General features: G+C 46.5%; 1 protein-coding gene. It reads right to left on the bottom strand.

Translation table 11 applies throughout. The annotated features are described in order from the left end of the window. Nucleotides 1-72: 72 nt before the first annotated feature. On the bottom strand, nt 73-1,467 hold the full coding sequence (ltrA, locus tag BR86_RS0113605) for a group II intron reverse transcriptase/maturase (RefSeq protein ID WP_031474788.1): 1,395 nt from the start codon (nt 1,465-1,467) through the stop codon (nt 73-75). Between the last annotated feature and the right edge of the window lie 475 nt (nt 1,468-1,942).

Raw genomic sequence — 1,942 nt, 5'->3', positions numbered from 1 at the left:
AATTGAGTAGGAGGGAGTGATTAGCTCCCGTCCTCTCACAGCACCGTACGTACCGTTCGGTATACGGCGCTTTCAATAGTTGACGTGCACAGACTGATAGGCTGTGGCTAAATCATAGAAGCCACTGTTTATCAGTCTTTCTTTTGTCATCGCCATGTTGACTGCGACTGTATGTGTGGTAAACCAATATCCACGCCGACTGTTGCCAGCCATATGCGCCAAGTCCTCGGGCACACCCATCTTAATCAGATTTCGCACCTTTGTCTTGGGCTTCTTCCATTGTTTCCATATACACATACGGATTCTGTGATAGAGCCATCCATTGATGTCGTCGATGTTCTTCTTCATGCTTGCTATCCCGTAGTAGTTAAGCCACCCTCTCACATATACCTTGATTTTCTCAAGACTCGGCTTGATGGACTGTACAGACTTACGGGAAGATAAATCTTTCAGTTTTGACTTGAACTTCTTCCATGACTTTGGATGAACCCTGACATAAATGCCACTTCCGTTCCTTCCCAATGCAAAGCCAAGGAATTTAAAATTTCGGATTGCAAACACGCTGACAGTACGGCTTTTCTCACGATTGACTGTAAGTTTCAGTTTCTCCTCGAGATATCTCGTACTGCTTTCCAAGAGTCTTTCAGACGCTCTTTTGCTCTTCGCAAGAAGCACGATGTCATCTGCATATCTGATGCACGGAACGCCCCTCTTAAGGAACTCTTGGTCAAACTCGTTGAGGTAGATGTTAGCAAGTAGCGGTGATAGATTGCCCCCTTGCGGTGAACCTTCCTCTGTATCGATGACCACTCCATTTTCCATTACACCGCTTTTCAGATAGCGTTTTATGAGCTGTACTACACGTTCATCCTTTACATTCTTCCGAAGGAGATTGATTAGGATTTCGTGATTTAAGGTGTCGAAATATTTTGATAAATCTAGGACTACCGCAAATGTGTAGCCTTGTTCTGCGTATTCCTTTACCCTCTGTATGGCATCCTTTGCGCTTCTGTTAGGACGATAGCCGTAGCTTCCGTCCGCAAACAACGGTTCATAGATTGGCACTAACTGTTGAGTTATTGCCTGTTGAAGTGTTCGGTCTATCACGGTGGGTATACCAAGCTTGCGCACACCACCATCCGGTTTTGGAATCTCAACTCGCCTGACTGGCGATGGGGTATACTTGCCGCGGTATATGCGATCAGTTAACTCCTGTTGATGTTCCTTAAGGTACGGAAGTGCCTCTTCGATAGTCATTCCATCAATACCTGGCGCTCCCTTGTTTGCCTTAACTCTTTTATACGCTCTATTAAAGTTATCCTTATACAGTATTGCTTCCAAGAGTTTCGGCTGTGCACTGTCTCTTTCTTTCCATATCCGATTGAATGACCTAAGCGCTTTCGCATACCCTTCGTGTTCCGCACTATCTCTTTGCAAACAGCCATTATTATCCATGTTTTCTGCCATTAACGGTCATTCCTCCTTTCTCGGTCATACTTAAGACTCCTACTGATTCGGTCCTTCGGTTAGCATGTCCATGTTTCCATGTCCATATCCCTACTATGACCTCTGCTGACTTCTGCGTGTTCAGCACCGCCTCGTTTCCTTGTACGGTGGTTACTCCTTTCAGAGCGTTTCACACAGACCTCCCTAGGTACCACACGTTTCTTCCTCTCCATCCATCTGCCTCATTTATCATGCATGATTCCGTGTAGTTATTGGGCTTCGACTTGTGTTGCAGCCTTACCCTCATGCATAACCTCGTATGAGATTTCTGTACGTCAGACCAGAGATTTGCCCGTGGGTTAGTATGTTCCCCACATCCAGCTTCCTTCAGATTCCACCTCGCGGCGGACACCCTTGCCTTCGGCTATATCCTTCCCACTACCGGGTGGATTCGGGACTTGAACCCGTTAGAAACGTGCGCCGCTAGGCGCACAAC

Source organism: [Clostridium] aminophilum DSM 10710, assembly GCF_000711825.1.
Taxonomy (GTDB): domain Bacteria; phylum Bacillota; class Clostridia; order Lachnospirales; family Lachnospiraceae; genus Clostridium_R; species Clostridium_R aminophilum.
This window is presented reverse-complemented; position numbering and strand designations above follow the sequence as displayed.